Source organism: Acinetobacter sp. TUM15064 (assembly GCF_008980265.1).
Taxonomy (GTDB): domain Bacteria; phylum Pseudomonadota; class Gammaproteobacteria; order Pseudomonadales; family Moraxellaceae; genus Acinetobacter.
Window position 1 is genome coordinate 1 of sequence record NZ_BKFU01000034.1, and the last position, 25858, is coordinate 25858.

The following is a 25858-nucleotide window of genomic DNA, read 5'->3' on the forward strand; positions in this document are numbered from 1 at the left end:
AGTAGAAAAATCTAAAAATAATTTTTTTAAATAAAAAATAAACAGTTACACAAATGATGTTTTATCAAACAGTCAACTATTCTTAAAGAGCAATAGACAAATAAGAGACTTAGTCATCGTCCAAATTCCAGCACAATAGCAACATCAAACATGATCAGATCAGTCTGGATGCTGCTGTTTTTCAAAATGCTCAATATTTCGCTCGAGTTGTTTTTTATTTTGCTGTTGTTTATATAAATGCAGAGTGCCTTCAATAATCAGCAACAAAACAGCAAACCAGATAGGAATATAGGTGAACCACTCACCCGCCTCAACACGCTCACCCATCGTAATGGATGCACCAGCTAACAGCACTGGTTCTAAATAACTCAGCAAACCAAAAATCACAAAAGGTAAATAACGACTTGCTAAAATATAACTTCCCAAGCCCATCGCACTTAGAAAACCTAAACCAATGACAGCAAGAATAAGATGCGGAAACTGCTGCATCAACATTAAACTATCACTCTGTACAAATCCTAAATAAAATGCGACAGGGAGAATTAAACACAGATCCCACCAGAAGCCCCCCAAATGATCTGTTTTACAAACACGGCGCAAGAAGAAATACAAAGGATAAGCCACAGCAACATAGACTGTTTCCCATGCCATACTGCCAATACGCCAAATTTCATGTCCAACCCCAAGCACAGCAAAAGCGACCGCAACCATTTGCCAGCGGGATAGCTTTTCCTTGTAAAGGATGCAACCAACCAATACCATGACCAAAGGCAGTAAAAAATAGCCGAGGGACACTTGTAAGCCACGACCATTCATCGGCCCCCATAAAAACAGCCATAGTTGGGTCGTACATAAAAATGAACTGAATAATAACCATGCAATCATCCATGGTTGTTTAAAAATACGCTTAAATAACTCAATGATCAGTTTTAAGTCACCACTCCACCACATAAATGCCGTTAAAAAAGGAAGTGTGGCAAACATACGCCAAGCAAAGGTTTGCTCACTATCTAAAGGTTTTAGAAAAAAGGTATAAAAATATAACACCCCAAAAGTGACGGATGCTAAAACTGATAATGCAACACCTTTATACATCCTTCACTCCATATACATTGTGGGCAACTTTAAATTCGACCAATTATAAAGCTTTCATCCAAATAAAGCTTTATTATTCAAGTTTTAATAGGCTTAAAATAATGCCTAGAAATAAAAAAGCCATGCTTCCGCATGGCTTAGACAATACTATCAATTTTACTTTGGCAGTTGTTTGGTATGGATTAAATCATTTAAGTCGTAGCCTACCGACTTAGCATATTCCAAGTATTCATTAATAACTTTAGGATCTGCTTGCGGTGTACGAGAAAGCACCCACATATATTTGCGGCGTGGCTCACCTACAAGCACTGTTTGATAGTCATCATCAATTTTTAAAATCCAATAATCCCCACGCGCCACAGGCAACCACCGCACAGCCTCAGGTAAAAAACTCACTTTCAACTTACTGTTAAAAGGTGGGTTTTGTACAAATGCCTCACCTATCGACTGCATCAGCTTGCCATCTTGAGCATAACAGCGGTTATCGACACTGACATTTCCATTTTCATTGAGTGTATAAATCGCTGAGACATTAGTTCCGCATTTATTTTGGAAGTACATAGGCTTACGCGCTATTTCATACCATACCCCCAAATAACGATCCAATTCGATCTTATCCACCACAGCTAAAGGCTTACTTTGAGCATAAGCCATGGTTGCCATACCTAAGCCCACCAGAACAGCACCACCTACAGCAATTTTGGCAAGGGTAAAACCCGCCTTGGGAAGATTTGCAGACATAAACTGTACCTTTAATATTTCAGAATTTATGATCTAAAAATAAACATCTCTTTAAAAAATAATGCTTTCTGCCCAAATTACTGTAGCGTTATGTAAATATAGACTAAGCCAAAAGCTGCGATTTTAAACGCAAAATTTCATCGCGTAGTCGCGCAGCTTGCTCAAACTGTAACTCTTTAGAGGCTTTGAGCATTTCTTTTTCCAACTTGCTTAAGTGTTTCGCAAGAAGTTTTGGATCAGACAATAAATGCTGTTCGTCTGCACTGAGTGTCTGATGTTGATCGGCAATATTGCTCTCAACTTGCTCATCCGTCAGTACTTCACCTGTATCAATATCCTTTTTATTTTGTCGAATGGTACTACGTGGAATAATGCCATGCAGTTGATTAAACGCCATTTGTTTTTGACGACGACGTTCCGTTTCATCAATGGCTTTTTGCATAGAGTCGGTGATACGGTCTGCATATAAAATAGCCTTACCTTTTACATTACGGGCTGCCCGACCAATGGTTTGAATCAAAGACCGTTCAGAACGTAAAAAGCCTTCTTTATCAGCATCTAAGATAGCGACCAAAGAGACTTCTGGCATGTCCAAGCCTTCACGTAATAAGTTAATCCCGACAAGCACATCGTAGACACCTGAACGTAAGTCATGAATGATTTTCACTCGCTCAACAGTGTCAATATCTGAGTGTAGATAAGCCACCTTCACTCCATATTCTTTCAAATACGAGCTTAAATCCTCTGCCATACGTTTGGTTAAAGTCGTCACTAACACACGCTCATCGAGATCTTTACGGATATTAATCTCAGACAACACATCATCCACTTGAGTCAGTACTGGACGCACTTCAATTTCGGGGTCAATCAGACCTGTAGGACGAACCACCTGTTCAGCCACCTGTTCGGCTTTTTCAAGCTCGTATTTGGCTGGTGTTGCACTGACATAAATCGTTGTCGGGGTGATCCGTTCCCACTCTTCAAACTGCATCGGACGGTTATCTAAAGCACTAGGGAGACGGAAACCATAATTCACCAAGTTTTCTTTACGCGAACGGTCACCTTTATACATCGCGCCAATTTGCGGTACAGTCACATGCGACTCATCAATAATCAGTAAGGCGTCATCAGGGACATAATCGAACAAAGTTGGTGGTGCTTCACCCGCAGGCCGACCAGATAAATGACGTGAATAGTTTTCAATACCGTTGGTATAGCCCAACTGCTGCATCATTTCCAAGTCATAGCGGGTGCGTTGCTCAATTCGCTGTGCTTCAAGCAATTTGTCATGGGCACGAAAGAAACCTAAACGCTCTTTTAATTCTTCACGAATCGTGCCGATGGCGCGTTCTAAATTATCTTTCGGTGTTACATAGTGGCTTTTTGGATAAATCGTTACACGCGGAACTTTCCGCACCAGTTTGCCTGTCAGCGGGTCAAACCAGCGAATCGAATCCACTTCATCATCAAACAACTCAATCCGAATTGCATGTTGATCTGATTCCGCTGGGAAAATATCAATAATTTCACCGCGGATACGATAGGTACCACGTAAAAACTCAAGTTCATTGCGGCTATATTGCATTTCCACCAAACGACGGATGATATCATCACGTGCAATACGGTCTCCCTGCACAATATGGAGCAACATGCTCATATAGGCATTGGGGTCACCCAAACCATAAATAGCAGAAACTGAAGCAACAATAATTGCATCGCGACGTTCTAAGAGCGACCGTGTTGCAGATAAACGCATTTGGTCAATGTGGTCATTGATCGCTGAATCTTTTTCAATAAATGTATCTGAAGATGGCACATAGGCTTCAGGTTGGTAATAATCATAATAACTAACAAAATATTCGACAGCATTGTTCGGAAAGAAAGATTTGAACTCACCATAAAGCTGTGCAGCTAAGGTTTTATTATGTGCCATAACAATAGTCGGACGTTGTGTCCGCGCAATCACGTTGGCCATGGTATAGGTTTTACCTGAACCCGTAACTCCAAGTAATAACTGGTCGTGATAGCCCTTTTCTATTCCAGCAACAAGCTTTTCAATGGCTTGCGGCTGATCACCTGCGGGTTGGTAATTGGTGACTAAATCAAAAGGTTGTTTCTCACTCACAGACATATCCCAAGATTTGCTTCTTCAAGCAACTATTTTAACAGATTCAATCCCGAGCAAATCTTGCTTTTAAATTTTTAATGTAATTTACTGAAAATATTACAAAGATTTTTCACTTGACCCTCCTCAGTTTCAAGGGCAACATGAAGTGAAGAAGAGCGAAAAATCAGAGCCTATGACTTACCAATATCATGACGAAAGCATCGTCAAAAACTTAGATGAACAGACTGTATTTGTTTTTGGTAGTAACATGGCAGGCCAACATGCAGATGGTGCTGCACGTACCGCACTCGAACATTTTGGGGCGATGAAAGGTGTTGGACGTGGTTGGTCGGGGCAAAGTTATGCCATTCCTACCATGAACGAACACTTACAACAAATGCCGCTCTCACAAATTCAACACTATATTGATGATTTTAAAATCTATACCAAGAATCATCCGAAAATGACTTATTTTCTCACCTCTATCGGCTGTGGTATTGCGGGTTATAAAGTCGAAGAAATTGCTCCCATGTTTAAAGGCATTTCGCATAACGTTATCTTTCCTGCATCATTTCGCCCATTTGTAGAAAGAACACTGCCTCGTCTAAACAAAAAGTTTCTGCATACCATTTTTAACGATGCTGTGATTTTCAGTACCCAAAATGACGACATGCTGGTTCAGCATCTGGCTCTAACTGATAATGAAAAAAGCTTAGCCAAAATTATTCTAAATACTCGGATGTATCCAACGGACAGTAATGGACGTGATCGTGCTTTTGAAATTGAAGATATTTTGCATGTTCTGTCTGGCAAAATATTTGACTTTGAATCAAATGCAGAAGGTTCCATGCTCTTTGGCGGTGTCATTTTAGCGTTGCTTGAACTTTATAATATTAATGAGCAAGACTTTATCGAAGTATGGCAAGGTACTCGAGAAATATCACCGCCTAAACCTGAACACCGTGCACGTAAAACGATACGCTAAATACAAGAATATATTTATTGCAGATTGAAGTCTTGATTGGAGCTATCATAGCTTAACAAGAATTCAATCTAGCAAATTTAATGCCAACTAAATCACAAAATGAATTATAAATCTTTTATTTACCTCACGATTTCAAAAAGAAAAAATAGACTCTATACTACGCTCACTTAAAAATAATTAAGAGCAAAAAAATGGAGATTCTGGATTCTTCAGTTTTCGATTTGTCCCCAATAGCAATGTGGTTAGAAGATTTTAGTGAAGTAAAGCAGCAATTTGAAATCTGGCGACAGCAAGGTGTTGAGAATCTACAAGAGTTTTTACAAGAGGACGAAGCTCGTATTTTCCTTTGTGCACGTAAAATTAAAATTTTAAAAGTAAATCCCAAAACACTGGAACTATTTGAAGCAGATAATCTGGAGCATCTGCAACAGAATCTAGATCTTGTTTTCAAACAAGACATGGCCAAAACGCATATTCAAGAGCTATCGAGTCTATGGAATGGTCATAATGAATTCATCAGCACAACAGTGAATTACACAATTAAAGGTACCCGATTAGATATTCAGTTACGTGGTACTGTTATACCTGGCTATGAACATGATCTATCTCGTTTACTCATCACCACAGAAGATATCACCTCATATAAAACAGCCTGTCGATTAGAAGAAAAAAACCGACAGTTAGCCGAATCACGTTTTCATTTCTCACCAACCTCACTCTGGGTTGAAGATTTTAGCCGTATCAAAGCGCGGTTAGACCAAGTCCGTCATTTAGGTATAGATGACTTTAAAACCTTTTTAGATGTGCATCATGATTTTATTATGCAGTGTATTCAAGACATTATTATTATTGATGTCAACCAAGCAACCTTAGATTTGTTTGGTGCTGCGGATAAGAATACTTTGCTGAAAAATACTCATAAAATTTTTGCTAAAGAAATGGTGCAAACCTTTAGAGAGCAGTTAATTGAATTATGGAATGGCAATATTCACCATCAGCGTGAAGCCGTAAATTATGCTCTTGATGGCAGTATCCGCCATGTTTTACTGCAATTTACCGTATTCCCAGATTATCGAGATGACTGGAGTATGGTACAAGTTGCTTTGACCGATATAACTGCACGCAAAAAGGCGGAGAACTATTTAGAATACCTAGGCAGACATGATGTTTTAACTAAACTCTACAATCGCTCTTTCTACACTGAAGAAGTGAATCGTTTAGAACGTAGTCCTATCCGACCTGTATCATGTATTTTTCTCGATATGAATGGTCTAAAAGAAGCGAATGATAACTTTGGACATGATGTAGGCGATGGTTTATTACGTCGTGTAGGAAGTATTTTAAATCAGCTTATACAAAACACACTTTATTCTGCATCCCGTATTGGTGGGGATGAATTGGTGATTCTAATGTCAGGTGCTGATGAAGCTGCTCTACATAACTGTCTACATAGTTTGCATGAACTTATTCATGTCGATAATCAATTCTATTCTAGCCAACCGATTAGTCTGTCTATCGGATCTGCTACCGTCAGAGAGAATGAACGGATTGAGGATATGTTGAAACGCGCAGATCAGCTGATGTACCAACAGAAGAATCAATACTATGCAGACAATGAACGTCGCGCACGTTAATTTTAATCCACCCAACTCTTAAAAAATCTTTGTTTCTCATACATTCCCTAAGCCTTATGTAGGAGTTTAAAATTAAACTCCTACATTTTTGATTCACTCGCGTGAAAATGTATAAAAATAATTTTAATCTCCTCACTTAACGCATACTCTTTAAGACCTAATACCCTTGCCATGCACCACCTTGATGCTCTCCCCATTCTATTCAATTCTAAATGTACAAAAATGGGCATGTTTTCTTTCGCTTGCACCAAATACGCTCAAAACACGATGAGATACATACAGTTAGACCAGAAATACTCCCCCCGACTAACAGCCCCTACCCGCCAAATCAAATGCATATATTCACCGTAAACCTATAAGTAGCCTACTACAGTAAAAATAAGATTTTGAATTTCTGTCCTTGGTTTTACATTTGGCATCTATATTGCTATTCGAGGACGCTCGAATCACAATAAAATCTGGGAAATGAATGAAAAAGATATTATTAAACAAGGCTTTTTTTATACCCTGCTTGCTTGGTCTCAGTTTTTTACTGGGGGGGTGCCAAAAAGAACCTGATCAAGAGACAGCTGCTCAACCTTTAGCTGTTGAAAAAACCAGATTAACCATTGGCTTTGTAAAATTAACCGATATGGCTCCCCTTGCAATTGCAGTTGAAAAGGGATTTTTTAAAGATGAAGGGCTCGAAGTCAAACTTGAAGCACAACCGAGTTGGACTGAACTTTACAAACATGTGCAGAGTGGTGAGCTCGATGCTGCTCATATGCTTGCAGCAATGCCTATAGCATCAATAATAGATACATCCTCAGAAAAAACACCAATCGTTACACCATTCACCCTTTCCTACAATGGTGCCGCCATTACGGTTTCAAATAATGTTTGGAATGAGATGAAAAAAACCGTAGTTATGGAAAATAATCGACCGAAGCACCCCATTAGTGCGAGTAATTTAAAACCTGTGATTGCGGAATATAAGCAACAGCAGAAAATATTTAAATTAGGCATGACTTATCCAATGGGGACACATAACTATATGATTCGCTATTGGTTAGCTGCTGGCGGAATTCATCCGGGCACTTATGATTCTGCACATAATGACACCACAGGAAATACAGGTTCAGATGTAGATTTAACCGTTATTCCACCTCCAGAGATGGTATCAACAATGGTTGAAGGTGTGACATCAGGCTATAGCGTTGGTGAGCCGTGGAATCAGAAAGCCGTAAAAAAAGGTTTTGGTGTACCTGTCATCACCTCAGATGCCATTTGGGAAAATGGTTCAGACAAAGTCTTTGGTCTAACTAAAAAATTTACTGAACAAAATCCAACGACTACACTTAAACTGGTTAAAGCTTTAATACGTGCATCAAATTGGCTAGATGAAAATAACGGTGCAAACCGTAAAGAAGCTGCAAAAATTATTGCACAAGATAATTATCTACGTGTCGATGAAGATATTATTATCAATAGTATGACTGGCGTATTTGAGTATGAACAAGGCGATGTTCGACCAGCAAAATCATTTCATACATTCTTCAAGGGACAATATGGCATTCCCTATTATTCAGATGCAGTATGGTGGCTAACACAAATGCGTCGTTGGGGACAAATCAGCACTAGTCAAACAGATCAATGGTACCTAGAAACAGCCCAAAAGGCCTATCGTCCTGATATTTATGTACAAGCTGCGCAAGCATTAATTCAAGAAGGTAAGATGCAGGATACGCAATTTCCAAGCCTAAAAAATAATGCCTTCATCAAAGCTCCTCAAACTAGCGCCCTTGACCACATTGTATTCGACGCAAAACAGCCAAATCAATTCTTGGCTGCATTTAAAATTGGCTACAAATAAATTCTATGTTTATATGTGGTTAGTAAGTATCTGATGATGATTTCTGTACCGATGATCCGTATTGGAATGCATTAACGTTTATGTCTTACTAGCCTCATGATTTCATTTGATATATTTCGTTAAGTGAATAAAAAAAGCCAACGCTACAGCATTGGCTTTTTTATTACACGTTTTTTAAACCTTAGCGTTTACCCATTGAACGGCGTGTACCACGAGGTGGCATCCACGTTCGATCTGCATATTGCTCAGGTTTTGGGCGCACCTGATTATGTGCAACATCATCAGAACTGCCTTCTACGTTCGGCATTGGAAAAGGGAGATTCACCAAAGGTTTTTTTGAAGTAGGCTGTTGCTTACTCATGACCATCACTCTCATCAAATTAGGTTTATTTTAAAGTTTTTTTCTTTGAGATGCGAGAAACTTCCACATTCTGTCAATTTTTGTATTTCGAAACCCAAAATTTAAAAAAAATTATGTTTTTTTCAAAAATTCTGCGTTTTTAAACGCCTTGCTAGAGTTTTTTGAGCTAAGATAGTGTGCTTTTTATTTTTTAATCCCCATAAGAAGGAATATGCCGTGGACGTACGTCTCTCTGATCGTGTAAATGCCATCAAACCGTCCCCAACTCTTGCTGTGACCAACAAAGCTGCTGAATTAAAAGCAGCTGGCAAGAATGTTATTGGCTTGGGCGCAGGTGAACCTGACTTTGACACCCCACAACACATCAAAGATGCAGCAATTGCAGCGATTAACAACGGTTTCACAAAATATACCGCTGTAGATGGTACGCCAGGCCTTAAAAAAGCAATCATTGCAAAATTCAAGCGCGACAATAACCTTGATTATGCAGCAAACCAGATTTTGGTTTCTTGCGGTGGCAAGCAGTCATTCTTTAACTTAGCACTTGCTTTGTTAAACAAAGGTGATGAAGTGATCATCCCTGCACCATTTTGGGTAAGCTACCCAGACATGGTAATCATCGCTGAAGGCGTTCCTGTTATTGTGAAATGTGGCGAAGAACAACGTTTCAAGATCACCCCTGCTCAACTTGAAGCAGCGATCACAGACAAAACACGCTTAGTGGTTTTAAACAGTCCATCAAACCCAACAGGCATGATCTACACTAAAGCTGAATTAGAAGCTTTGGCTGACGTGCTTCGTAAATATCCTGAAGTATATATCGCATCTGACGATATGTACGAACCAATCCGTTGGGATGATGAGTTCTACAACATCGCAACAGTTGCACCAGACCTTTATGACCGTACAATCGTGTTAAACGGTGTGTCTAAAGCGTATGCAATGACTGGCTGGCGTATTGGCTATGCAGCAGGTCCTGCTAAGCTGATTGGCGCAATGAAAAAAATCCAGTCTCAATCAACTTCAAACCCAACTTCAATTTCACAAGTTGCTGCTGAAGCTGCGTTGAATGGGCCTCAAGACGTTCTTGAGCCAATGATTGAAGCATTCAAACGCCGTCATGACTTAGTAGTTAGCGGTTTGAACGACATCAACGGTATTTCTTGCTTACCTGCTGATGGTGCATTCTATGCATATGCAAACATCCGTCCATTGATTCGTGCGAAAGGTTTAAAATCTTGCACAGAATTCTCTGAGTGGTTATTGGAAGAAACTGGTGTAGCCGTAGTTCCTGGTGATGCATTTGGCTTAGGTGGCTTCATGCGTATTTCTTACGCAACTGCTGACGAAGTGCTTGTTGATGCGCTTGCTCGTATCAAGAAAGCTGCTGATTCAATCGAAGGCGTAGATGCTGCGATTGCTTCAATTGCTGCTGAAAAATAATTTAACCCTTTAAAGTTAGATTAGAGAAACCCGCGAACTTCGCGGGTTTTTTATACAAATCTTAAGTGAATTTACTTAGTTTAGATATTTGCGATAGTACAAACAAATCAGACATAAAATTGCTGAACTTGCATAAGCAAAGGTAGCAAAAACCCAAAATGAATGGATACCCATCGAAGAGATATTTATCTCAAAAAAACTCATCGGGTGAAAAGCAAAATACCAACCGCCACCCAGCCCAACGACAAGCAACATAAAACTATAAATGAACATTGGAAGCAAAGTGACCTGCCAACAACGTAGTAAATTTACAGCGATCGCAAGCATTGCATCTGCGATGTGAAATAGACAGACCAATACAATCAGTGATGAAACCATAAATGCAACGGACTGATCTGAAGTAAATAAAACAACAAATTGCTTTTGAAATAAAAACAAGCTGAAAGACAAAATTGACGCCACCGTCAACACGATATAAACAGCTTTTTGGCTTAATTGCCAAGCTTGTTCTTGGTGACCTTCTCCAATTTTTATCGACAGTAATATGCTAAATGTTACAATCAGCGCATTAATAACATTAAACAACCAATAACCCGCCACCATCACAATTTGGTTTGCCGATAATGCAATATCCCCTAATGGAACAGCAAGCAATGAAATTGAAGTAAATGCAAAAACATCAATGAAAATAACTATACTTGCAGGGATCCCTATACGTAAAATTTTTATTAAAATGTCAAAGTTGAAAAATGGGGCTTTCCATTGAAGCCGATGGCTTTTATCCATAAGAAAAATATAGAAAGTTATAAATATAATACAATATGCTAAAAATGAAGAAATAAATGCACCATAAACACCATATGCTTTTAAGCCCCAAAGTGGGATACCAAAGATAAATACACCTGACAAAATCAACTTTGCAATTAGAAATAAAATATTGCCATAAAAAACCAGCTTAGCTTGACCACAAGTCTGTGTCACAATAAAAAAAACACGCAGTAATAATTGAACGGGTATAATAAACATGCTGATCTTTAAACAAACCAAGATCATGTCTTTTAATGTTGCATCTGCACCAAGTAAATCGACAATAAAATCAGCATGACTGAGTACACATATACCAAACAGGCCCCAAAGCAATACACTCCACATCCCTTGTTTCACGATCAAATCTATCTGATGTAACTCGCCACTCCCCTTTGCTTCGGCTAAAGTCTGCATCATGCCTTGTAAAAGCCCAAAACCAAAGATAAAGACCATACTATATAAAGATATTGCAATTGCTAAGACTGCCACATGTTTTGCACTAAAATGCGATAAATACAGCGTATCGACCAAGCCACTGACCGCAATTGTCACATTCCCTAATAATAAAGGAATAAATAAATCCCAAAATTTTTTCATTATTAAACCAAGAAGTTTCTCTAAACTTAAAGAGAAAGGTACTTATATCTACGGTATACCTTTTACTTTTGTATTTTTGTAGCACAATTAAGCAACATTTCATTTTTACTGAAACTGTATCTTGATATACAAGTTTCATGCCGAACATTTTTAGTTTTATTTAATGACACCGAACAAAATGAAAATATATCTAGCCTATTTACTAAAAATCAATTTAGTTCATTCCATTTTTACATGATATAAAATTAAAATAAGGACAACGATAAAACCTAGCCTCTATCTCAAAAGCTAAAGTCAAAATTAGTTATGGATGAATTGAAATTTACTTATGGACGTTCAGAACCGATTAAATCCGATTTATTTGAATTGGTACGCTTAGACGATGCCAAAATCACCAAAGCAATCCCGACCAAAACAATCACTGCAGAAATGATAATTCTAAAGCTCAGTGCTTCACCTATAAACAATGCCCCACCCAGAATTGCTAAACACGGCACAGACAATTGCACACTACTGGCTGTCACACGGTCAATCTGCTTCACTATGGCATACCACAACACATAAGCTCCACTCGATGCTAGACCACCAGACAGCACTGCTAAGATTACACCTTGTGGCTTGATAAAAGCTTGCGTGAAAAATGCTAAATAAACCAGCAATACAAAAGGAATCGCCAGTACAAAATTTGCCAAGCTACTTGCTAGTGGGTTATGCATATTTTTACCTGCAATACTATACATCGCCCATCCCATACCTGAAAGTACCATCATCGTGGCATAACCCAAATGAGGTGCTGAAGCCCCAGGCAACAACAAAATGAGAATACCTAAAAGTGCAATCGCTAAACCAAGACCGCAACGCAGATTGATCTTTTCACCATGATACAATCCATAAGCGACCATACTGAGCTGAACCGTACCAAAGAGGAGCAGCGCTCCCACACCTGCATCAATATGCAAATAAGCAAGTGAAAAAGCAACGATGTATAAAGCGAGAAAGAATCCGTTTTTTATGTTCCATTCTATTTTCGCCTTATGTGTAGAAAACCTATAAAGTACCCATAATACTGCGGCACCACTACACACCCGAATCAGGCTAAAACTCATAGGATCAATCTGCTGATCAGCCAAAGCTAAACGACACAGTACAGAATTCGCAGCAAAGGCTAACATCGCTACACAAATTTTAAGCAGCATGTTCGAGCATCCTTATTCAACAGCTTACTTTAGATATATCCAATATAATTTATTAAATCTATAGTGATTTTCTCATTCAACTTATCAGGAATATTGATGTAAATTTCAAGCTCTATACAACCGACAACTACCTTTCCTTTTCATTTGGGGAAAATAAGGCAATAACATCTGCTTCCGTGAGCTGCTCTGTAGAATACTTAAATTGGTAAAAGTCAGGTTTGTTATCAATATAAATCTCCGTACTAAGCTTTAAGTCTTTCGGCTGCTCGTCCATAGCAAATACATTGATATTACAATAGCTCCCATCTTGAGTGCGCCAAAAAAGTGACGTGCCACATTCGCTACAAAAACCACGCTCCCCCCATTCAGACGACTGAAACAGCTTTAAATAGGATTGATCTTGGAATGTTAAACTACTTGGTTCAACATCAATGCTCATGAGTACACCACTCGACTGTTGACGACACATCGAACAATGACAAGCATGTACATCATGATTTTTAAGCTCAGCTTGGAATTTGGTTTTACCGCATAAGCAAGATACATTCATTATTATTTCCTTGATTATTAAAATACGATATCAATCGACAGCAAAATATTGTTTATTCCATATATAAATCAAAAGTGTTCCGATGCCTAAAACTTATGCATTATTTTTGAAACAATTAGCTTCTTTAATTCACTGATTCATAAAGCTCGATAGACCATCATCTGCAAATTCAGGAATATAATGCCCCTGAAACTCAACCATCTCTCTTAGCAATCTCAATATAAGGGATTTCTATAAGTTTTTTACTGATCAGCTCACAATCTAATATTGACCTAATGATTAAATTTTGATTAATTTCCTATTAAGTTCCAAAAAGGAACTTAATAATACAAAGGAAGCCATAATGAACCCTAAAGAAATGACTGGACTACAACTTCTACAAGCTATGTGTACTGGAAATATTCCACCCGCGAGCATTAGTGAAACCATTCCCATGCAGCCTTATGAAGTATCAGAAGGGAAAATTAGCTTTAAAGCAAAAGCGGATCATCGTCATTTAAATCCACTAGGTGGCGTGCATGGTGGATTTGCTGCAACAGTGCTCGACTCAGTTACAGGTTGTGCTGTACATAGCATGCTTGAAGCTGGCGTAGGTTATGGCACGATTGATCTGAATATTAAAATGTGTCGTCCAATTCCAAAAGATAAAGAGTTACTTGCTATTGGCAACGTCATTAACATCAGTAAAAACCTAGGCATTTCAGAAGGTCAAATTGTCGATGAAGATGGCAAACTATATGCACATGCCACTGCCACTTGTATGATTATTCGCCCATAACAACCAAAGGCACTGAGAATTCAGTGCCTTTTTGCTCAATCAAATCAATCCCTGTCTGCTAGATCGCTGTTTTAAAAGAATTGTTCGCATATGGTTTCTCAGCTTCAGGACGTTGAGCACCTTTAAAAATACAATAATACTTAAATGCACTATCCAAACTCACGTCTAAACTTTTCCCTTCAGAGACAGACCATACTTTAGAACGATTACTTCCAGACAATGCACTGCCTGAGAGTTGGTATAGATATAAATCATGTTCACGTTGAAAGGACTTTTTAACACTACGCTCGGTCTGCACAGACAATAACTGACATGAACTGCTAATTAACCAGCGTTCACTAAACCAAAGCTGTAGTAAGTCACCTAAATACAAATCGGTGCGACCTACGGGCCAAACATCAATATATGCAGATTCTACAGCCGTATAATACTGTTCAGGGTCTGAAATGATCGAAAGATACTGGTTTTGATAATCAGAAAGATGATTGAAAAGATCGGAAATTGTCAGCGTATTCATTCGCTTTCTCCTGTTTAGCCATTTTAGTGCTGGCAAGTTGGTGATAAATCCACACTGTTTAAGTTTTAATTAAACGCTCTGTTGTTGAATTCAGACTATCAACGCCATTTCAACATTGCAAGTAATTCGGTACGATTTTTTTTGAAAATATTTTTTTTGTTCAAATTAGAAGCATCCGAAACAAAAATGACAGCAACATGACATTTTAGACTTGACCCACTATAAAATGTCCTTATAATCGCATGCAGATTCTCCAATAGCTCAGTCGGTAGAGCGACGGACTGTTAATCCGCAGGTCCCTGGTTCGAGCCCAGGTTGGAGAGCCAAATTCAAGAAAGCCCACGCAATATGACGTGGGCTTTTTTTTGCCCAAATATCAGCATCACTATACTTGCCTGATTATAAGTTCAACTCTGCTGTCAGCCCCTTGCAAAAGCAATCTCTGTATTTTTTCCAATTTTGATCTAAATTTGTAACAGATCAAAAAACAAGCTTTCTAAATTCCAAAACACAATGTAACATATGTTACATATAAAAATTAAGATAGCTAAGCATGAGCGACTTGCCTTTAAAGAAATACCGAAAGAAAAGCCAACAGGCCTTAGTCAGTGAACAAGACCGTTCAAATTCACAGGTCATTTATGAGGCTTTATTCGAGCTGTTGCTCAGTCAAGGCTATGGAAATATTTCCCTGCAGCAACTATCAAAATTGACAGGGATTAGTCGCACAACACTGTACCGAAGATGGTCATCCCTTGATGATTTAATTGTGGATGCTATTGCAAATAAAATCCAAGATTCCATTGAGATACCGCAAGAATTAGCACCAATAGATGCCTTTAAAATCATGTTGCAGCAACTTGCAATGTTTTTACAGTCCCCACTTGGTCACTCATTCTTGCAAGCATCATTAAACATTAAGGATGAAATCAGTATTCGTAAGCGTCAAGATTTATGGCATGCACGTTACCAACTCATTGCCCAAAGTTTTCAGAGATTACTCCCTGAAAACCAGCAACAACAAAATATTCATGACATCATCAGCATGACGCTAGGAAGTTTTTACTTTCAAATTTTTATTGAAAATAAAAAAGTTGATGATTCTTTTATTAATGCCGTTTTAAGAAACAGCTTAACCCTACTCCAATCTAGATAGGTGAATCATTATGTATGTCGGACATTTAGCCATTGGTTTAGCCATTAAATCAAAATTCCCAAAAGTTCCAACCCTTCCCATCATGCTCGGTGTTGGTTTTCTCGATATCATTGATGGTTTACTCATCATGTTGGGTCTAAATCATGTCACACCAAATCTGCAAGCAGGCCCCTACTTATTCTTTGATTTAACGTTTATTGACTGGGATCATTCCCTAGTTATGGCTGTGATCCTCTCTATCGTTTGGGCTTTATTTTTTAGGAAAGACAAACGTGTTGCGCTCATCGCAGGGTTCGCTTGTTTCTCGCATTGGCTTGCCGATTGGCCTATGCACAATATGGATTTAGCACTGTATCCATATTCTGCTGAGCACATGGGTTATGGCTTATGGGGAAAATGGGGTACTGGTTCATGGATTTTTGAGGGTCTGTTTAGCCTTGCACTCATTTTTTATGCATGGAGAAACTTTGGCAGAGAACATATTTCCATCTTATGGCCAACTGTCTTGTTGGTTATCAGCTTTTTTCAACTTTCTCCATGGCTATCGCCAATGAAACACGCAGCAACCCTACAAGAGCCTGCGGCCTCTCTCGTTCACGGTTTTCTAGTACTTTTAGGCTTTCTGGTTCCAGGTTTACTCATAACATGGCTAATCAATCGAGCTGAGAAAAAAAGCCTTAACTCATAAAAAATAAAAGCCCAATCTCACTAGATTGGGCTTTTATTTGCATCGTTCAGCATGACGAAAAACGAGAGATACACTTCAAAAACCAGTAAAAGACTAAGCCACTTTGACTGGTACACCACTATGGAAACGAAACAGATCATCAGAGGTACTAATCAGCTCTTTTTCAACGTTACGAATATGATCAATACGCGCTTGAATATCCTCTTTCGGGTTTTTCAATTTACCCGTTTGTGCAACTTCTAAAGCCAAAGCCAAATAGTCTTCAAAATGACGGGATTCAGACTTTAACAAGTAGCGATAGTAACGGCCTAATTCTTCATCCACCATGGGTGCCAACGCATAGAAACGTTCACACGAACGCGCCTCGACAAAAGCACCAATAATTAAAATATCAATTAAAGCTTCAGGCTCATAAGTTCGTACTTCTTTACGCAAACCACCCGCATAGCGACCTGCACTCAGATTGCTCCACTCTAGCCCGCGCTTTTTCATAAATTCAAGCACTTGCTCGTAATGTAGCATTTCTTCACGAACCAATTGTGCAAGCTTGACTTGTAAATCGGTAAAGAAGCTATACCGAAACATCAGGTTCATCGCTGTGCCTGCTGCTTTTTTTTCACAATTCGCATGATCTTGCATCAGCACATCAAGATTATTGATAGCTTCATCCAACCAAGCTTTTGGTGTTTCACAACCCAAGAAACCAATGACGGGCTTCATGAGTTCATCATAATTGATATTCGACATATTTAAATCTTAAAACTTTAAAATTAACGTGCAGCTTTAATGACCGCTTTCATTTCACGCACCGCTTGTTCCAAACCTACAAAAATGGCATCCGCAATTAGGGAATGTCCGATGTTTAATTCGTGGATCTGTGGAATTTGCGCAATTGGAGTCACGTTTTCAAGGTTGAGTCCATGCCCAGCATTCACAACTAAGCCTTTAGATGCTGCATATTCGGCACCTTTGACAATACGTTGAAGCTCATGTTGCTGAGTTTCAGGTGTTTCAGCATCAGCATAAGCACCCGTATGAATCTCAATGGTTGGCGCACCACAAGCAACCGCTGCATCAATTTGCGCAAAGTCAGCATCAATAAACAAAGACACATCACAACCAATCTCAGACAGCGCTTGAGTCGCGGCTTTAACATCATCAAAATGGCCCACCACATCCAAGCCCCCTTCGGTCGTGACTTCTTGGCGTTTTTCAGGAACGAAACATACGTGATGCGGTTTAATTTCTTTGGCAAATGCAATCATTTCATCTGTCACTGCCAGTTCCAAATTCATACGTGTCTTTAGCGCTGGGCGCATACGACGTACGTCGTCATCTTGAATATGACGACGGTCTTCACGTAAATGCAAAGTTATCCCTTCCGCCCCTGCTTGCTCACAGATCAGTGCTGCATTGACTGGATCTGGATAAGACGTTCCACGCGCTTGTCGTAAAGTTGCCACGTGGTCAATATTTACACCAAGTAATGCAGCCATATTCATTTCCTAATTACGATTGAGTTTGAGTGTTCTGAATCCACAACTGACGACTTTTTAAGGGACGATCGCCTAACAACGAGCTAATCATTTGTCGATACAACTTGGTCAGTAATTGTAACTGTTCCAAACCAAAATCCCTACCCTTTTCATATTGGCACATGCTTAAAATTTGCTGTCCATTTAAGGTCGCTCGCGAGGCTTGCGCAGTAGGAATAAAGCCTTCATTCAACTGAAAAATATAGTTAAGCGAGGCTTGTATTTCGAGTTGATTGGCATCGGTCGAAAAATCTAAAGCATAGCCCAAATCTTCCAGCAGTTCGTGCTCAAACTGCCTTAGAATTTGTTTTAAAAATTGATTGGGATTGGCTTGCTGCGTCAATTGCTGTAACTGTGTTAGCGTATGTGCATATTGAGCAAAGCTTTGCTCCATTTGTACTTCAAGTGGACAGAGTCTGAGTAGAATTTCATTGAGATAAAAACCTGAAAAAAAAGCATCCCCAAAGAAAAAAATTGGCTGATTCACAATTTCAAGTTTTGTAAAATTTTTGAGCTCAGATTTACCCGAAGCCTGCAGACAGATCGGTTGGTATTGCGGTGGCGGGGTTTGTCTTAAAATACCATCAACCCGCCCATGCTCTTGGGTAAATAAATGCACAATATGACTACGTTCACGGTATTTTCTATGGTGAATTAAGTAACCATGCAGTACTTCATTGCGCATGAGAAATTAACTAATCTTTTTTATCTTTATCTTTCTTTTCACTGTCTTCATCATCCCCATCTGGGATAACAGCCCCAACCACTGCTGCGGTTCCTTTTACCACGCCTTTAGTGGTTTTATAAGCGATCTTTACAGGAACGGTGACGATTTTGTGGATACACCCTTGCAAAAATAACATACAAGCGATTACCGCAAACACTTTGACCATAACACCATTCCTATAAAATTCGTTTTACGTTAACTTAGATATCACTATAACCTAAGCTTTTTAATGCACGCTCATCATCAGACCAGCCGCCTTTAACCTTCACCCAAAGTGTCAGCATGATCTTCTGCTCAAACATTTTTTCCATGTCAACACGAGCATCCATCCCAATTTTCTTCAGCTTACTGCCTTTTTCACCAATCACAATGGCTTTTTGACCTGGACGATCGACAAAAATCGTTGCATCAATATAAGTACATGCTGGTTTTGGACGACCTGTTTTTTCATTCACTGTCGCCTCTTCCGTCTTAAACGACTCAATTTGTACAGTTAAATCATAAGGTAGTTCTTCACCCAACTGACGCATAATCTTTTCACGGATAATTTCCGATGCTAAGAAACGCTCAGAACGATCGGTTAATTGATCTAATGAATATAATGGTGGTTGGAAGGGTAAATATTTTTCAATCGTATCGCGCAAATGATCTAAGTTTGCACCACGAAGGGCAGAAACAGGAACAATCTCCGCAAAATTCATCAGTTTTGCGCGCTCTTGAATCAAAGGTAATGCATGATTTTTATTTTCAAGTGTATCAATTTTATTGATCACTAAAATGACAGGCATATCTGCGGTTTTAAGTTTTTCCAAAACAAGTTCATCGTTTTGAGTCCACTTGTCTGCATCCAAAACAAACAATACCAAGTTAACATCACGCAATGCAGAAGATGCAGCACGGTTCATCATTTTATTGATGGCGCGAACTTCTTTCTTATGCATCCCTGGCGTATCCACAAACACTGCTTGAGATTTTGAGCGCGAATCAATACCCACAATCTTATGACGTGTAGTTTGTGGTTTACGGGAAGTAATTGATAATTTCTGACCCAACAAATGGTTCATCAACGTAGATTTCCCTACGTTTGGACGACCAACAATTGCGACAAAGCCACTACGAAAATCTGAAGGAATTTCGGTACCTTGTGCACTAAAAAACTGGCTAATTAAATCATTACTGTCGCTTTGCGACTCGTGATCAGCATCAATGTGATCGGAAGAATTTGACATGGCAGATTACTGCTCCAATAGTTTTAAAATATCTGCCGCTGCAGCTTGTTCAGCAAAGCGACGACTTGTACCTTCACCTTTTACAACAGGCAATCCATCGACTTTACATTCCACTTTGAAATGTTGATTCGGTGCATCACCTTGAATATCGACCACATCATAAACTGGGAGAGCTTTTTTTCGTGCCTGTAGATATTCTTGTAAACGTGATTTTGGATCTTTAAGTTGATCGGTCGGCTCGATATGGTCTAAATACGGCTCATACCATTTTAGCACAATCGGCTCTAATACCGTTAAATCACTACAATCCACATAGATTGCACCAATAATCGACTCAACCGTATCCGCAAGAATGGACTCACGATGATGTCCACCTGACTTTAACTCACCAGTGCTTAAAATGAGCGACTGGCTGAGTTTTAAATCATTTGCAATTTTACCTAAAGCTTCCTGACGTACCAAAGTCGCACGCATACGCGTTAAGCGTCCTTCATTTTCAGTTGGGTAAGCTTTATAAAGATAATTTGCAATAATCATCCCTAACAAAGAATCGCCTAGAAACTCTAGGCGCTCATAGTTGTATTTGTGGCTCACCGATCGGTGGGTCAGTGCAAGCTGAAGTAATTCAGGTTGTTTAAACTGATAACCGATACGGCTCGCTAAGCGGGCTTCACTTAGCTTGGACTGAGCTTTGATCAAAACTTTTCTCGAACTTTAATACCAAATCTATATTCAGCAAGAAGGGTTTTCTTACCTCATACTCCTTTTTCACCTGCAACCCTTCGGTATTGGTGACCTGCATAATCTCTTTAATTTTTACATCTCGAATGTTATTCATTTCCAGACGTTTTGAAAGTTGCTTTTCAAACTCGGCTGGCTGCATATTTTTCGGACTATTTTGAAATAGTTCCTCAATTTGGCTATTGATCATCCGATCATCAAAATATGGAGCCCATACCGCAATCGCCACTTTCGCCATAAATGCAAACCCCATGATTGCAAATAAAATGGCGATATAAGATGCCCCTTGTTGATTCTTACGCATTTTTTATTTTTCCGAAACGATATACTAGTCAATGCTACCGTTACGGTTAAATGACGGTAGCTTAAAGCCAGGTTCCTTATGCATCCAAATGTAGAATGCACGACCTGTCAGGTTCTGTTCAGGAACCATCCCCCAAAAGCGGCTGTCAGCACTTTGATCACGATTATCCCCCATCGCAAAGTACTCACCTTCTTTTACTTTCACTTCCCAATATAAACCATTTTCAGCAGAGTATTTACCATTTTCTACAAAGTTAATATATGGTGCTTGCCGTGCAACATTCACCCCTTCTAACTCACGCATGGTAAAGGTATGCTTGCCAATCGTTTCTTTGTGATAAATAGAGGTTGGTGTGTCCAAACTGTCTTTTTCACGACTAAACTGGACAGGAACCTTAGCCACTTTTTGACCATTAATACTTAATTGCCCATGATCAAAAACAATATGGTCCCCTGGAATACCCACTACACGTTTAATATAGCTGATTGTTGGTTGGGGTGGATAACGGAATACAATTACATCCCCACGCTCAGGCTCCCCAACATCAATCACTTTTTTATTCACAATTGGAAGGCGCACACCATAGTCAAATTTGTTGACCAAAATGAAATCACCTGTCTCTAATGTCGGCACCATTGAATCTGAAGGAATGTTAAAAGGTTCATAAAAGAATGAACGTAAGCATAGAACGATTGCGAGGACTGGCCAAAAATCATAAGCCCAAGTAATGACAAAATTTTCATTCCCCTTGCCTTTTGTCGCTCGCTGCTTGAATACAAACTTATCAAGCAACCACACCAAAAAGAATATGAGCGTGACAGGAACAAGTATTAAATTAAAATCAAAATCCATGGGCTTATCGTCCTACCTTATTATCTTTCTACTTTCAACACAGCCAAGAACGCTTCTTGTGGAATTTCTACACTTCCCACTTGCTTCATACGTTTCTTACCTTCTTTTTGCTTCGAGAGAAGTTTCTTCTTACGAGAAACATCGCCACCATAACATTTAGCCAAGACGTTTTTACGCATCGCTTTTACAGTGGAACGAGCAATAATTTGTGCACCAATTGCAGCTTGAATCGCGACATCAAACATTTGACGTGGAATCAAATCTTTCATTTTTTCAACCAGTGCGATACCACGGTGACGCGCATCTTGACGGTGACAAATCATAGCTAAGGCATCAACTTTTTCACCGTTAATTAGAACATCAACTTTGACCAATGATGAACTTTCAAAACGGACAAAGTTATAATCTAAGGATGCAAAACCACGTGAACACGACTTCAACTTATCAAAGAAGTCCATCACCACTTCCGCCATTGGAATTTCAAAGGTAATCGAAACTTGGTTCGCCATAAATTTCATGTCTTTTTGCACACCACGGCGCTCTACACACAAAGTCATGACATTACCCAAATACTCTTGCGGTACTAGGATATGACACTCAGCAATCGGCTCACGTAGATCTTCGACTGTTGAACCATCTGGCATTTTTGATGGGCTGTCGATATAAATCGTTTCACCATTCTTCATCACCGCTTCGTAAATCACTGTCGGTGCAGATGAAATGAGGTCTAAATCATACTCACGCTCTAAACGCTCTTGTACGATTTCCATGTGTAGCATGCCTAAGAAGCCACAACGGAAGCCAAAACCTAAAGCATCTGAGCTTTCAGGTTCAAAGAATAACGCAGAATCATTGATCTGGAGTTTATGCAAAGCTTCACGAAATGGTTCAAATTCACTTGAATCAATCGGGAACAAACCTGCATACACCTGTGGCTTTACTTTTTTAAAGCCTGGCAAAGTTTTAACTTCTGGTGTGCTTGCAAGGGTAATCGTATCACCCACTGGCGCACCAAAAATGTCTTTAATCCCTGCAATAACGAAACCAACTTCACCTGCTTCAAGGATGTCTGTTTCAGTATGCTTAGGATTGAAAATACCCACAGAAGTAATAATGTGCGTTTGACCTGTTGATTTCATCAACATCTTGTCGCCCTTACGCACACGACCTTCTTTCACACGCACCAAAGAAACCACGCCCAAATAGTTATCAAACCAAGAGTCGATAATTAAAGCTTGTAATGGTGCATCACGATCACCTACTGGCGCAGGAATGACATTGACTAATGTTTCTAAAACGCTATCAATCCCAAGCCCTGTTTTCGCCGAACAGGTTGGCGCTTCCGTCGCTTCAATACCAATAATGTCTTCAATTTCTTGAATCACACGTTCAGGCTCAGCCTGTGGCAAATCAATTTTGTTGAGTACTGGAAGAACCTCAAGACCTTGTTCAATAGCGGTATAACAGTTCGCAACCGACTGTGCTTCCACGCCTTGCGCCGCATCTACAACCAACAATGCACCTTCACAGGCCGCTAGTGAGCGTGATACTTCATATGAAAAGTCAACGTGCCCCGGGGTATCAATAAAGTTCAATTGATACTCTTGCCCATTTGGATGGGTATAATACAAAGTAACCGACGCAGCCTTAATAGTAATACCGCGCTCACGCTCAAGCTCCATGGAGTCTAGTACTTGTGCTTGCATTTCACGATCTTGCAAACCACCACAGGTCTGAATAAAACGATCGGCAAGCGTCGACTTACCGTGGTCGATATGCGCAATAATCGAGAAGTTACGGATATTTTTAATATCAACAGATTTTTTAGCTTGCGCCATGGGCTACCTTGAACAAAATGAAGCGTTATGCAGACAAATTTCGATGCATAACAAAAGCCGAATAGAAATTGCGAAGGATTATAGCAGATGGTTTTTTCAAAGTATCCATAATAATACGCTTCCTTCTCACAACTCAGACGCTTTTTTACGTTTTTCGCTTCGTACTGAGCTTTTTGAATAATTCATTGAAAAATCTAGGGCATTCACATCTTTTGCAAGCGGTTGGTAAGCTTGGGTAAAACTGGGTGACATTCGTTTCGGGCGTCCCGTTTCAATTTCAACACATGCCCACTTGGTTTGTGCAACAAATAAAATACTATTGTCTTTAGGTCTATAAAACACATACTGGCGTGATGAATATAAAGCGTTTATATCGTCAAACCATGTCCGTAAGATGATTTCATCCGCTTCAAATGCAGCTTTTCGGTACTGCACATGATGCTCAACCGCAACCATGGCATGTTTTAATTCAATATATTCTTTTAAGCCCAAACCCAAAGCATCAATATGTGCTGTTGCAACATCCTGCATCCAATGCATATAAACCACATTATTCACATGGCCCAACTGGTCGATATGTTCTGCTTGTACCTGAAGGTTTAAATCAAAAATACTACTCATAAGAACTCTATCTAATCCCCATTTCCTCGAAGAATGTCGCAGTGTACGCCAATCAAAGACAGCATCAAATTGCAAAAAATAAAAAACCACTCTTACGAGTGGTTTTTACACTTATTTATTGGATACGCATACCCAAGATGGCTGGTGTACCTTGTCGAATGATTCCAACCCGAGCAACCTGACCTTTTTTCAAATCAGATACAGCCTGAACAAAATCATTAGTATCAGTAATCAACTTGTTATTAATACGAGTGACAACATCTCCAGCGGTCATACCTGCCTGTGCAGCTGCTCCACCACGCTTCACTTCTTGAATGAGAACACCACCTTTTAGCTTTAATTGAGATGATTCAACTGGCGATAAATTACGAATCGCCACACCTAGAACAGGTCCTTTTGCTTGTGCAGTTGCATCTGACTTTGCTGGTGTATCATCTGGTGCAGTGGTCAGTGTCGCTGAAATATTGCGCTTTTTATCGTCACGTAAAATCTCTAACTGTACCGTTTGATTTGGCATAGTACGGTTTAAATAATTCAATAATTCAGATGTTCTTGAAATCGGTGTTCCATTAAATTTTAAAATAATATCGCCTGCTTTTAACCCTGCTTTTTCTGCAGGTGAATTTGGCTGTACATTAGTAATCAGTGAACCTTCTGGTTTCGGTAAATTATAAGATTCAGCCAAATTGCGGTCTAAATCCTGTAAATTGAAACCTAAATAAGAACGTGTGACTTTACCTGTTTTCTTCAGTTGGTCAGCAATGTCCATGGCAACGTCTATAGGAATCGAAAAAGACAGTCCCATATACCCGCCCGTACCACTGAAAATACGTGAGTTCACCCCAACCACTTCACCCTGTTGATTAAACAATGGTCCACCTGAGTTTCCAGGGTTTAAAGCTACATCAGTTTGAATAAAGGGTACAGACGTTTCCCCCATCATATTACGCATCTTGGCACTGACAATACCTGCTGAGGCAGAGTAATCAAAACCAAAAGGAGAGCCAATCGCAAGCACAGGTTCGCCTACACGCAGTTGGTCAACATTACCGGCACGGAGTGATGGAAAATTTGTGCCATTCACCTTAAGTAAGGCCACATCGGTTCGTTCATCGCTACCCACCACGGTCGCATCCAGTTCACGGCGGTCATTAAACATAATGGTGACTTTCGATGCATCTTCTACAACGTGGTGGTTTGTCAGCAAGTAACCATCTTTACTAATAAAAAATGCGCTGCCATAAGCCGTTTTTTCTTGCGGTGCTTGCTGCTGTGGAATAATGACTTGATTGCCAAAGAAACGCTTTAAAATTTCAGGTATCTGCTGTTGCATTAACTCTTCTTGAGTCATTTTCTTTACAACATTGACACTGACTACCGCAGGGCTGACTTGCTCAACTAAATTTGAGAAATCAACAGGTGCTGCCTGTGTTTGTACGGCAGCCATTGTGCATGCAACAGCAAAAAAACCAGTGTGTATAGCGCGACTTTTCATATCAAGCAT

General features: G+C 39.5%; 26 protein-coding genes and 1 tRNA gene. 8 read left to right on the forward strand and 19 right to left on the reverse strand.

What is annotated here, in order from left to right; genetic code table 11:
* Positions 1-159: 159 nt before the first annotated feature.
* The 3 genes from rarD to uvrB form a co-directional block, all read right to left on the reverse strand.
* Positions 160-1095: an EamA family transporter RarD gene (rarD, locus tag GBI16_RS11015; protein WP_086210866.1), complete on the reverse strand. Its 936-nt coding sequence runs from the start codon at positions 1093-1095 to the stop codon at positions 160-162.
* Between the two features lie 156 nt (positions 1096-1251).
* Positions 1252-1836: a lipocalin family protein gene (locus GBI16_RS11020; RefSeq protein WP_086210865.1), complete on the reverse strand. Its 585-nt coding sequence runs from the start codon at positions 1834-1836 to the stop codon at positions 1252-1254.
* Between the two features lie 103 nt (positions 1837-1939).
* A complete protein-coding gene (uvrB, locus tag GBI16_RS11025) occupies positions 1940-3961 on the reverse strand; it encodes an excinuclease ABC subunit UvrB (protein ID WP_086210874.1) in 2022 nt (673 codons plus the stop codon).
* A 175-nt stretch (positions 3962-4136) separates the two neighbouring features.
* Here uvrB and GBI16_RS11030 point away from each other — a divergent pair, with 175 nt between their 5' ends.
* From GBI16_RS11030 to GBI16_RS11040, 3 genes are all read left to right on the forward strand, one after another.
* Positions 4137-4928, forward strand: coding sequence for a hypothetical protein (locus tag GBI16_RS11030; RefSeq protein WP_086210864.1), 792 nt, complete (start codon positions 4137-4139; stop codon positions 4926-4928).
* Between the two features lie 191 nt (positions 4929-5119).
* Positions 5120-6562: a GGDEF domain-containing protein gene (locus GBI16_RS11035; RefSeq protein ID WP_151707079.1), complete on the forward strand. Its 1443-nt coding sequence runs from the start codon at positions 5120-5122 to the stop codon at positions 6560-6562.
* A 469-nt stretch (positions 6563-7031) separates the two neighbouring features.
* A complete protein-coding gene (locus GBI16_RS11040; RefSeq protein ID WP_151707080.1) occupies positions 7032-8414 on the forward strand; it encodes a CmpA/NrtA family ABC transporter substrate-binding protein in 1383 nt (460 codons plus the stop codon).
* Positions 8415-8595: 181 nt separating this feature from the next.
* On the opposite strand, the gene GBI16_RS11045 is transcribed toward GBI16_RS11040, so the two are convergent.
* The gene (locus GBI16_RS11045) at positions 8596-8775 is read right to left on the reverse strand and encodes a hypothetical protein (RefSeq protein WP_062032428.1); all 180 of its coding nucleotides are present in this window, start codon (positions 8773-8775) and stop codon (positions 8596-8598) included.
* A 216-nt stretch (positions 8776-8991) separates the two neighbouring features.
* Between GBI16_RS11045 and GBI16_RS11050 the strand changes: the two genes are divergently transcribed.
* The gene (locus GBI16_RS11050; RefSeq protein WP_005399684.1) at positions 8992-10218 is read left to right on the forward strand and encodes a pyridoxal phosphate-dependent aminotransferase; all 1227 of its coding nucleotides are present in this window, start codon (positions 8992-8994) and stop codon (positions 10216-10218) included.
* Between the two features lie 75 nt (positions 10219-10293).
* On the opposite strand, the gene GBI16_RS11055 is transcribed toward GBI16_RS11050, so the two are convergent.
* The 3 genes from GBI16_RS11055 to GBI16_RS11065 form a co-directional block, all read right to left on the reverse strand.
* Positions 10294-11622 carry an MATE family efflux transporter gene (locus GBI16_RS11055; RefSeq protein WP_151707081.1) on the reverse strand — a complete coding sequence of 443 codons (1329 nt, stop codon included), beginning with the start codon at positions 11620-11622 and terminating at the stop codon, positions 10294-10296.
* A gap of 326 nt (positions 11623-11948) precedes the next feature.
* A complete protein-coding gene (locus tag GBI16_RS11060) occupies positions 11949-12818 on the reverse strand; it encodes a DMT family transporter (RefSeq protein WP_151707082.1) in 870 nt (289 codons plus the stop codon).
* A gap of 127 nt (positions 12819-12945) precedes the next feature.
* Positions 12946-13368 carry a GFA family protein gene (locus tag GBI16_RS11065; RefSeq protein WP_086210859.1) on the reverse strand — a complete coding sequence of 141 codons (423 nt, stop codon included), beginning with the start codon at positions 13366-13368 and terminating at the stop codon, positions 12946-12948.
* A gap of 340 nt (positions 13369-13708) precedes the next feature.
* On the opposite strand from GBI16_RS11065, the gene GBI16_RS11070 reads away from it, so the two are divergent.
* Positions 13709-14146 (forward strand): PaaI family thioesterase, encoded by a 438-nt coding sequence (locus GBI16_RS11070; protein WP_162900268.1) that lies wholly within the window; start codon positions 13709-13711, stop codon positions 14144-14146.
* A 58-nt stretch (positions 14147-14204) separates the two neighbouring features.
* Here GBI16_RS11070 and GBI16_RS11075 read toward each other — a convergent pair whose 3' ends face one another.
* A complete protein-coding gene (locus tag GBI16_RS11075; protein WP_151707083.1) occupies positions 14205-14663 on the reverse strand; it encodes a hypothetical protein in 459 nt (152 codons plus the stop codon).
* Between the two features lie 250 nt (positions 14664-14913).
* On the opposite strand from GBI16_RS11075, the gene GBI16_RS11080 reads away from it, so the two are divergent.
* From GBI16_RS11080 to GBI16_RS11090, 3 genes are all read left to right on the forward strand, one after another.
* Positions 14914-14989: transfer RNA gene (locus GBI16_RS11080), tRNA-Asn, on the forward strand.
* Positions 14990-15216: 227 nt separating this feature from the next.
* A complete protein-coding gene (locus tag GBI16_RS11085) occupies positions 15217-15819 on the forward strand; it encodes a TetR/AcrR family transcriptional regulator (protein WP_151707084.1) in 603 nt (200 codons plus the stop codon).
* Positions 15820-15829: 10 nt separating this feature from the next.
* Positions 15830-16507, forward strand: a complete 678-nt coding sequence (locus GBI16_RS11090) for a hypothetical protein (RefSeq protein ID WP_086210855.1) — start codon at positions 15830-15832, stop codon at positions 16505-16507.
* A gap of 93 nt (positions 16508-16600) precedes the next feature.
* On the opposite strand, the gene GBI16_RS11095 is transcribed toward GBI16_RS11090, so the two are convergent.
* The 11 genes from GBI16_RS11095 to GBI16_RS11145 all read right to left on the reverse strand — a co-directional run bounded on the left by GBI16_RS11095 (position 16601) and on the right by GBI16_RS11145 (position 25849).
* On the reverse strand, positions 16601-17254 hold the full coding sequence (locus tag GBI16_RS11095; RefSeq protein ID WP_086210854.1) for a tRNA-(ms[2]io[6]A)-hydroxylase: 654 nt from the start codon (positions 17252-17254) through the stop codon (positions 16601-16603).
* A 23-nt stretch (positions 17255-17277) separates the two neighbouring features.
* Entirely contained in the window at positions 17278-18003 is a 726-nt protein-coding gene (pdxJ, locus tag GBI16_RS11100; protein WP_151707085.1) for a pyridoxine 5'-phosphate synthase, read from the reverse strand.
* Positions 18004-18016: 13 nt separating this feature from the next.
* Positions 18017-18727, reverse strand: coding sequence for a DNA repair protein RecO (gene recO, locus GBI16_RS11105; RefSeq protein WP_086210852.1), 711 nt, complete (start codon positions 18725-18727; stop codon positions 18017-18019).
* A gap of 10 nt (positions 18728-18737) precedes the next feature.
* The gene (locus tag GBI16_RS11110) at positions 18738-18935 is read right to left on the reverse strand and encodes an NF038104 family lipoprotein (RefSeq protein WP_110975701.1); all 198 of its coding nucleotides are present in this window, start codon (positions 18933-18935) and stop codon (positions 18738-18740) included.
* A 34-nt stretch (positions 18936-18969) separates the two neighbouring features.
* The gene (gene era, locus GBI16_RS11115) at positions 18970-19998 is read right to left on the reverse strand and encodes a GTPase Era (RefSeq protein ID WP_086210850.1); all 1029 of its coding nucleotides are present in this window, start codon (positions 19996-19998) and stop codon (positions 18970-18972) included.
* 6 nt (positions 19999-20004) lie between these two features.
* On the reverse strand, positions 20005-20697 hold the full coding sequence (gene rnc, locus GBI16_RS11120; RefSeq protein ID WP_086210849.1) for a ribonuclease III: 693 nt from the start codon (positions 20695-20697) through the stop codon (positions 20005-20007).
* The gene (locus tag GBI16_RS11125; RefSeq protein ID WP_086210848.1) at positions 20669-21043 is read right to left on the reverse strand and encodes a DUF4845 domain-containing protein; all 375 of its coding nucleotides are present in this window, start codon (positions 21041-21043) and stop codon (positions 20669-20671) included. Before GBI16_RS11125 ends, rnc begins: the two co-directional genes overlap by 29 nt.
* Before the next feature lie 24 nt (positions 21044-21067).
* On the reverse strand, positions 21068-21895 hold the full coding sequence (gene lepB, locus GBI16_RS11130; RefSeq protein WP_086210847.1) for a signal peptidase I: 828 nt from the start codon (positions 21893-21895) through the stop codon (positions 21068-21070).
* Between the two features lie 20 nt (positions 21896-21915).
* A complete protein-coding gene (gene lepA, locus GBI16_RS11135; protein WP_086210846.1) occupies positions 21916-23733 on the reverse strand; it encodes a translation elongation factor 4 in 1818 nt (605 codons plus the stop codon).
* A gap of 126 nt (positions 23734-23859) precedes the next feature.
* Positions 23860-24354: a thioesterase family protein gene (locus GBI16_RS11140; RefSeq protein WP_151707086.1), complete on the reverse strand. Its 495-nt coding sequence runs from the start codon at positions 24352-24354 to the stop codon at positions 23860-23862.
* Between the two features lie 115 nt (positions 24355-24469).
* On the reverse strand, positions 24470-25849 hold the full coding sequence (locus tag GBI16_RS11145; protein WP_110975709.1) for a Do family serine endopeptidase: 1380 nt from the start codon (positions 25847-25849) through the stop codon (positions 24470-24472).
* Positions 25850-25858: the final 9 nt, after the last annotated feature.

Excerpts from the sequence above, each read along its gene's own strand:
- era (WP_086210850.1), bottom strand. The coding sequence starts at position 19,998 with ATGTCAAATTCTTCCGATCACATTGATGCTGATCACGAGTCGCAAAGC.
- GBI16_RS11085 (WP_151707084.1), top strand. The coding sequence starts at position 15,217 with ATGAGCGACTTGCCTTTAAAGAAATACCGAAAGAAAAGCCAACAGGCC.
- lepA (WP_086210846.1), bottom strand. The coding sequence starts at position 23,733 with ATGGCGCAAGCTAAAAAATCTGTTGATATTAAAAATATCCGTAACTTC.
- GBI16_RS11060 (WP_151707082.1), bottom strand. The coding sequence starts at position 12,818 with ATGCTGCTTAAAATTTGTGTAGCGATGTTAGCCTTTGCTGCGAATTCT.
- GBI16_RS11090 (WP_086210855.1), top strand. The coding sequence starts at position 15,830 with ATGTATGTCGGACATTTAGCCATTGGTTTAGCCATTAAATCAAAATTC.
- GBI16_RS11035 (WP_151707079.1), top strand. The coding sequence starts at position 5,120 with ATGGAGATTCTGGATTCTTCAGTTTTCGATTTGTCCCCAATAGCAATG.
- GBI16_RS11110 (WP_110975701.1), bottom strand. The coding sequence starts at position 18,935 with ATGGTCAAAGTGTTTGCGGTAATCGCTTGTATGTTATTTTTGCAAGGG.
- lepB (WP_086210847.1), bottom strand. The coding sequence starts at position 21,895 with ATGGATTTTGATTTTAATTTAATACTTGTTCCTGTCACGCTCATATTC.
- recO (WP_086210852.1), bottom strand. The coding sequence starts at position 18,727 with ATGCGCAATGAAGTACTGCATGGTTACTTAATTCACCATAGAAAATAC.
- GBI16_RS11045 (WP_062032428.1), bottom strand. The coding sequence starts at position 8,775 with ATGAGTAAGCAACAGCCTACTTCAAAAAAACCTTTGGTGAATCTCCCT.
- GBI16_RS11140 (WP_151707086.1), bottom strand. The coding sequence starts at position 24,354 with ATGAGTAGTATTTTTGATTTAAACCTTCAGGTACAAGCAGAACATATC.
- GBI16_RS11030 (WP_086210864.1), top strand. The coding sequence starts at position 4,137 with ATGACTTACCAATATCATGACGAAAGCATCGTCAAAAACTTAGATGAA.
- GBI16_RS11145 (WP_110975709.1), bottom strand. The coding sequence starts at position 25,849 with ATGAAAAGTCGCGCTATACACACTGGTTTTTTTGCTGTTGCATGCACA.
- GBI16_RS11125 (WP_086210848.1), bottom strand. The coding sequence starts at position 21,043 with ATGCGTAAGAATCAACAAGGGGCATCTTATATCGCCATTTTATTTGCA.
- GBI16_RS11065 (WP_086210859.1), bottom strand. The coding sequence starts at position 13,368 with ATGAATGTATCTTGCTTATGCGGTAAAACCAAATTCCAAGCTGAGCTT.
- pdxJ (WP_151707085.1), bottom strand. The coding sequence starts at position 18,003 with ATGGCTGCATTACTTGGTGTAAATATTGACCACGTGGCAACTTTACGA.
- GBI16_RS11040 (WP_151707080.1), top strand. The coding sequence starts at position 7,032 with ATGAAAAAGATATTATTAAACAAGGCTTTTTTTATACCCTGCTTGCTT.
- rarD (WP_086210866.1), bottom strand. The coding sequence starts at position 1,095 with ATGTATAAAGGTGTTGCATTATCAGTTTTAGCATCCGTCACTTTTGGG.
- GBI16_RS11020 (WP_086210865.1), bottom strand. The coding sequence starts at position 1,836 with ATGTCTGCAAATCTTCCCAAGGCGGGTTTTACCCTTGCCAAAATTGCT.
- GBI16_RS11095 (WP_086210854.1), bottom strand. The coding sequence starts at position 17,254 with ATGTCGAATATCAATTATGATGAACTCATGAAGCCCGTCATTGGTTTC.
- GBI16_RS11055 (WP_151707081.1), bottom strand. The coding sequence starts at position 11,622 with ATGAAAAAATTTTGGGATTTATTTATTCCTTTATTATTAGGGAATGTG.
- GBI16_RS11075 (WP_151707083.1), bottom strand. The coding sequence starts at position 14,663 with ATGAATACGCTGACAATTTCCGATCTTTTCAATCATCTTTCTGATTAT.